This window comes from Nakamurella sp. GG22 (assembly GCF_052976845.2).
This window is the reverse complement of sequence record NZ_JBRIIO020000018.1, coordinates 133,109-139,108: the sequence shown is the minus strand read 5'-3', so window position 1 is coordinate 139,108 and position 6,000 is coordinate 133,109. Positions and strand designations below refer to the sequence as shown.

The following is a 6,000-nucleotide window of genomic DNA, read 5'->3' as shown; positions in this document are numbered from 1 at the left end:
GCAGTCGGTGATTAAGCTATTAAGCGCCCGGTTCATCGAGCACGAATCGATCAGACCCTGACAGTCGCTGCAACCACCACGAGCTCGGACGTGTGTGAGCCGTCGATCCCCACGCCGTGGGGGCGGGGGCGGAAGCCCGGGAGACCGTCCAGCCCGTCGCTGCCGTCCATCACCCTGATCGGCGTGGGACCGGTCGAGTCCACCTCGACGACGAACCGCACCCCGCCGGGCGGCGGTGCGTGGAAGACCACCCCGAATTCGCCGTCACGACCCTCCATCGGCACCTGCCGCCCGTCCACCGTCGCGCTCAGCACGGTGGCGCCGGGCAGGTCGGCGTACACCAGCCGCACCGGTCGGCGGGGGGTGACGGTGAAGGTGATGGTGCGCCGGTCGTTGGCGGTGCTGTCGCTGTTAACCCGTACCTCCGGCGGCGGCAGGTCGGCGGCGGGGGCGGGTCCGGTCAGCACACCGTCGGCGAACAGACCGAAGGGGTCGTTGAGATCCTCTCGGCCGGTGACGTACTGGCTCAGCCAATCCCCCGGGTCGGCGTCGGTACTGATCCACCGCGCGGTGCCGGTGTCGGTGTCCAGCGCGTACGCCAGGTGGGCGGGCGCGGGGTGCTCGGCGTCGAAGCCGTCGCTCAGCAATCCGGCGACCAGGCACACCGGGACCAGGGCGCCGGCGACGATCGCGGGCATTGCGGCCGCCACCTTCGACGGCCCGGTGCCGACGCCGTCCTCGACAGTGGTCGGGTACAGCAGGTCCAGCACCGGCAGCAGGGCAAGTGCCAGCATCACGGCGAAGAGCGCGCCGGCGGCACCGGTTGCCAGACCGAGCGCCGGGAAGAACAGATAGACCGTCGGCACCAGCACGATGACGGCGACCGCACCGGCCAGCCCGACGGCGGTCAGCCCGGCCCACCGCTGCCGGACGGTGAGCGCAACGGCAGTGCCGGCGGCGCCGGCCAGTGCGGGAATCGTGGCCAGGTAGGAGCCGCCGGGCGTCAAAGCCGCGAGCGCGACACCGATCACGGCGAGCCAGCCGAGGGCGCCGATGGCGAGCGGCCAGCTGCCGATCCGCCGGCGCAGGAGCCCGTACCACGCCAGCACGATGGTGGCGACCAGGGCGATCACGCACGCCCGGAACCATCCCGGGTTCCAGGGGTCGATCATGTTGCCGTATTCCGGGCGGATGGCGACCAACAGGGCCCACAACCCCTGCGCCGCAACAGGTGCCAGCACGAGCGGGATCACGGCAAGACCGAAGCCGGCGGCCAGCCGCGGCCAACTCGCCGCTCGCCGGGCCAGGTAGGCCACGGCCGTCACACCGGCCAGGGCCAGCACCGCCAGCGGCCAGACCAGCCATCCCGGGTACCTGATCAGCACACCCAGGGCCGGGAAGTAGGTCAGATCTGCACCCCCGGGTGCGGCGACGGCGGGAATGTCCGCGTCACCGAAGGCCCGTGCGAGGGCCACTGCGTTGTCACCGTGCTGCTGCAGACTTCGCCGGTCCATCGACGCCGGTGTGTCCTGCGGCGAGTGATACACCGCGGACCCGTCGATGTAGGCGGTGTTCAGCCCGGCGAACCGGCCGGACTCCCGGAACGGGGTGAAGTCGGTGTCGTTGGGCAGGATCCGGTAGACCTCGACGGCGAAGCTGGTGGCCACCGGGTAGGGCACGACGCCGCCATAGAGGTCGACCACCGCGGCGTTGCCCAGCGACGTCTCGAACATGACCGCCGGACCGGTGCTGCCACGAGCCTCGAAGTTCAGCGCGACGCCGCCCTCCGCAGCCAATGGGTGGCTGCTGACGAACGCCTCGGCGCCGCACAGGCACGCCTCCTCGGCGTCGGTGAAGAGGAATACGACGTCGTTCACCGGCGGCGGCCCGGCCTGCATCGCCCGCGCCGTCTCCAGCAGCGTGCCCACCCCGGCCCCGTCGTCGTTGCCGCCGAACGAGACCTGCACCGAGTCGTAGTGCGCGAACAACACGACCCGTCCGGTCGGCGCGGACCCGGGCAGGACCGCGACAACGTTGTTGACCCGGGCCATCCCGTACGGCCCGCTCAGCGCCCCCGTCCCGCCGACCGCCTGGTGGATCTCAGGATGCAACCCCAGATCCGTCAAGGCCGACGCGATGTGGTCGCGGACGGTGCCCGCAGCCTCCGACCCGGCCGGGTGCACCTGCCCGCCGATCTGCTCGACGTGCCGGTACGCACGCTCCGCGCTGAACCGGTCGGCAGGGGCGTCCTGCGCGACGACTCCCGGTGGCGACACCGCGAGAACCGTGAGGTACCCGAGGACGGCGAGCAGGAGGAGCAACACGAGCCCCGGAATGCGGGACCGGACGGGCGGCATCACCGGCTCATCGTGCCTGATCAGCGGTCACCACACCGTGTTGATCATGGCGAAACTCGCAGGTTCAGGCCGCGACACGCCGTCCAGAACGCGAGCTTTGCCATGATCAACTTCCAGGACGGGCCGGGGGCAGGAGCGGGACGGGGGCAGGAGCGGGACGGGGCCAAGGCGGGGCGGGGCGGGCAGGGGTAGCGTCGGCGTCCGTGCCCCCACCCGAGCCGGACCTGCGGCGGAACCTGCTCGCGGACTGCTCCAGCTGTTTCGGGTTGTGTTGCGTGGCATTACCTTTCCAGGCGTCGGCCGACTTCGCGTTCGACAAGGACGCCGGTGAACCGTGTCGGCACCTGGCCAGCAAGGACTTCGGGTGCACCATCCACGACCGGCTCCGCGAGCGGGGCTTACCCGGCTGCACCGTCTTCGACTGTTTCGGCGCCGGGCAGCAGGTCTCGCAGGTGACGTTCGCCGGCGTCGACTGGCGGAGCGCACCGGGAACCGCGTCGCGGATGTTCGCCGTGCTGCCCGTCATGCGGCAGCTGCACGAGCTCCTCTGGGTGCTGACCGAGGCGCTGTCCCGGGCGTCGGGAGACGAGCTGCATGCCGAGCTCACCGCTGCCCGGGACCGGGTCCGGCAGCTGACCGCGGCCGACCCGGATCAGCTGTTGCAGCTGGATGTCGCCGACCAGCGGCGCCGGGTGGCCCCGCTGCTGCAGCGGGTCAGCGAGTCTGAGCGGGCACCGTTCCGCAGCTCGACAGCGGGGCTGGATCACCGGAATGCGGACCTCATCGGGGCCAAGCTGGCGGCGGCCGACCTGCGTGGCGCGGACCTTCGCGGGGCGTACCTGATCGGCGCGGACTTGCGGCGGGCGGACCTCAGTCACGCCGACCTGCTCGGCGCGGACCTGCGCGCGGCCGATCTCCGCGGGGCCCGTCTTGCCGCGAGCCTCTTCGTCACCCAGCCGCAGATCAACGGCGCCAGGGGCGATCGACGGACGACGATTCCGGACGTGTTGGCAGCGCCGGAGTCTTGGCGAAGATCGTGAGCAACGCGCGCCGGGCGGGCCGGTCCGCGGCCCGGCGGTGACGGGAGAAGAACTCCCACATCAGTTCCGCCGCAGGTGGTCCCGAACGGTCGATGAACGGCGCACGCCCGGTTCCGCCGGACCACGCGTGCGCGAGACCGTCGACCCGCCAGTACTCGAGAACGCGTTTCCCACCGACCGTGTACCAACGGGTGCGGAGGCAGCGCCGACCGTCGACCGTCAGCGAGCGGGTAACGGCGAGCGGCCGGATCCTGCTCGGTCCCGCGCGGCCGGCCCGCCGGGACGCGAGCCACTGCACGACGATCCGGTCCGCGTTCGGTGGCCGCACGATCCGGTCGTCGGTGCCGTGCACCACCACCACCGGTGCCATCGTGCCTGCTGACGGGTCGACAGCGTCGATCGCGGAAGCCGAGCCGCGCGCGGACATCGCACCCAACGCACCCAGACCCTGTGTCGCCGAACGGTAGGCGGTCGCGGAATGCACTCCGGCCGCGGCGAACACGTCGGGGTAGGTCGTCGCCAGGATCAGGGCCATTGCGCCGCCGGCGGAGATACCGGCGACGTACACGCGTCGGGGATCGACCCGCCACCCCGTCGCCGATGCGGCCACCTCGGCGAGGATGTCCGTCAGGATCGCCGGTTCGCCGCGTCCGCGATGCTGGTGCGCCGATTCGTACCACCGCCAGCAGCGCTGGAGTTGGTGGGGCATCTCCTGCCGCGGCGCGATGATCACCATCCCGTTGGCGTCGGCCACCGCGGTGAAGCCGGAGTCGGCGGCGAAGTCGGTCGAGTTCTGCCGACATCCGTGCAGCAGCAACAGCACCGGCGCGGCCGACCGGGCGTTCGTCACCGACGCCGGCAGGTAGACGTCGTACGTCCTGGTGCCGTGCCTGCTACGACAACGATGGCGGGTCCACCGGTTCGGTGCCGCCGGCAGCAGCATCTGGGGCGCCTCCGAGTACGGGCTCGATCCGGACAACGGCACGAGCGTTCCCCCGTCCTGTGCACGCCGAGACCGGCCAGCAACGCCTGACGTGATCGTAGGTTCGACAGCTGGCCGATCCGGTGCGCCGCGCGAGTGCGCAACTGTGACAGCCGTCTCGATACGGCGGACCCGCCGAAACGCAGCGTGGCGGACGACGAAAAGGTCTTGGCCCCGCGCCGCCGCTGAGGCAGCATCGTGACTGCCCCGGTCGGGGCGGTCAGCTGGAACAACCAGCATCAAGAGCGCGTCGAAAGGAGCCCCGCCGTGACGGAGCAGGCTCCCGCGACCCGGCTTCCCCGCGCGCTGCGGCCGTTCGCCAGCGGCCAGTACCGGCTGCTGACATCGGCACTGCTGTTCTCGCTGCTCAGCCTCGGGATCTGGCTGGTGGCGTCGGTCTGGCAGGTCATCGCGCTCGGCGGGACCGCATCGGACCTGTCCATCGTCGCGGCCGGTTCCGGTCTGGGGCTGGTGTTGTCGGTACTGGTCGGCGGCGCTGTGGCGGACCGGGTGCCGCAGCGGCTGATCCTGCTGGCGGTGGAAATCGTCCGCGGGCTGTGTTTCGGCGCCGCTGCGGTGCTGTCCCTCACCGGGCTGATCCAGGTCTGGCAGCTGGCGTTCATCGGGCTGGTACTCGGCGTCGCCGACGGCTTCTTCTATCCGGCGTACTCGGCGTGGCTTCCGGCGATCATCCCGCCGGAGCAGCTGTTGGCCGCCAACGGCATCGAGGGCATGCTCCGGCCGACCATCATGCAGGCGGCCGGTCCGGTCCTTGCCAGTGTGCTGATCGCGGTCTGGTCCCCCGGTGCAGCGTTCCTGGCGGTCGCAGTGCTGCAGGTCGGCTCGGCCGGTGTGCTGGCCATGATGCGGACAACCGCGGTCCGGCGAGATGTCGACCGGTCCCGGCACCCGATGGTGTCCGCGATCATCGACATCCGTGACGGCTTCGCGTACATGGTGCGGACCCGCTGGCTGCTGGCGGTTCTGCTGTTCGCGATCCTGCTGGTGCTGGTCGTGATGGGGCCGATCGAGGTCCTGCTGCCCTTCGCCGTGAAGGACCAGACCGGCGGCGGGCCGGGCGCTTTCGCCGTCGCGCTGGCCGCGTTCGGGGTCGGCGGGGCGGTCGGCTCGCTGGTCGTCGCGTCCCTGCGGCTCCCCCGGCGCTACCTGACGTTGATGATCCTGGGTTGGGGAATCGGCTGCATCCCGCTCACGATCATCGGCCTGACCAACCAGTTGTGGCTGATGGTCGTGGCGCTGTTCGTCTCGGGGGCGCTCTTCCAGGGAGCGCAGGTGCTCTGGGGAACGCTGCTGCAGCGCCGGGTGCCGCCCGCGATGCTCGGCCGGGTCTCCAGCCTCGACTTCTTCGTTTCCCTTGCGCTGATGCCCGTTTCGATGGCGATCGCCGGTCCGGTCGGCGACACGGTCGGCATCGCGTCGACATTCGTCGTCGTAGGTTTCGTACCGACGATCCTGGCGATCGGCACCCTGCTGATCGCCCGGCTGGGCGCCGACGAACGCGCGCATCCGCTCAGCGCTGACCCGGTCGAAGCGGAGCAGGAACTCACCCAGCAGTGATCCCGGCGGCCGGCTGGTTCAGCCGGCCACCGGGATCGAGGAC

At 71.0% G+C, this 6,000-nt stretch carries 4 protein-coding genes; 2 read left to right on the top strand and 2 right to left on the bottom strand.

Going from position 1 to position 6,000, the window contains the following annotated elements:
• Window positions 1-50: 50 nt before the first annotated feature.
• Window positions 51-2,357: a M28 family peptidase gene (locus ACVBEQ_RS18310; RefSeq protein ID WP_447154732.1), complete on the bottom strand. Its 2,307-nt coding sequence runs from the start codon at window positions 2,355-2,357 to the stop codon at window positions 51-53.
• Between the two features lie 203 nt (window positions 2,358-2,560).
• On the opposite strand from ACVBEQ_RS18310, the gene ACVBEQ_RS18305 reads away from it, so the two are divergent.
• On the top strand, window positions 2,561-3,397 hold the full coding sequence (locus tag ACVBEQ_RS18305) for a pentapeptide repeat-containing protein (protein ID WP_447154715.1): 837 nt from the start codon (window positions 2,561-2,563) through the stop codon (window positions 3,395-3,397).
• On the opposite strand, the gene ACVBEQ_RS18300 is transcribed toward ACVBEQ_RS18305, so the two are convergent.
• Window positions 3,321-4,376: an extracellular catalytic domain type 1 short-chain-length polyhydroxyalkanoate depolymerase gene (locus tag ACVBEQ_RS18300; protein WP_447154714.1), complete on the bottom strand. Its 1,056-nt coding sequence runs from the start codon at window positions 4,374-4,376 to the stop codon at window positions 3,321-3,323. The genes ACVBEQ_RS18305 and ACVBEQ_RS18300 overlap by 77 nt on opposite strands.
• A gap of 270 nt (window positions 4,377-4,646) precedes the next feature.
• Here ACVBEQ_RS18300 and ACVBEQ_RS18295 point away from each other — a divergent pair, with 270 nt between their 5' ends.
• Window positions 4,647-5,957, top strand: a complete 1,311-nt coding sequence (locus ACVBEQ_RS18295) for an MFS transporter (protein ID WP_447154713.1) — start codon at window positions 4,647-4,649, stop codon at window positions 5,955-5,957.
• Window positions 5,958-6,000: the final 43 nt, after the last annotated feature.

Bases quoted from the DNA above. Each gene is read 5' to 3' on its own strand.
- ACVBEQ_RS18310 (WP_447154732.1), bottom strand. From the start codon at position 2,357: ATGCCGCCCGTCCGGTCCCGCATTCCGGGGCTCGTGTTGCTCCTCCTG.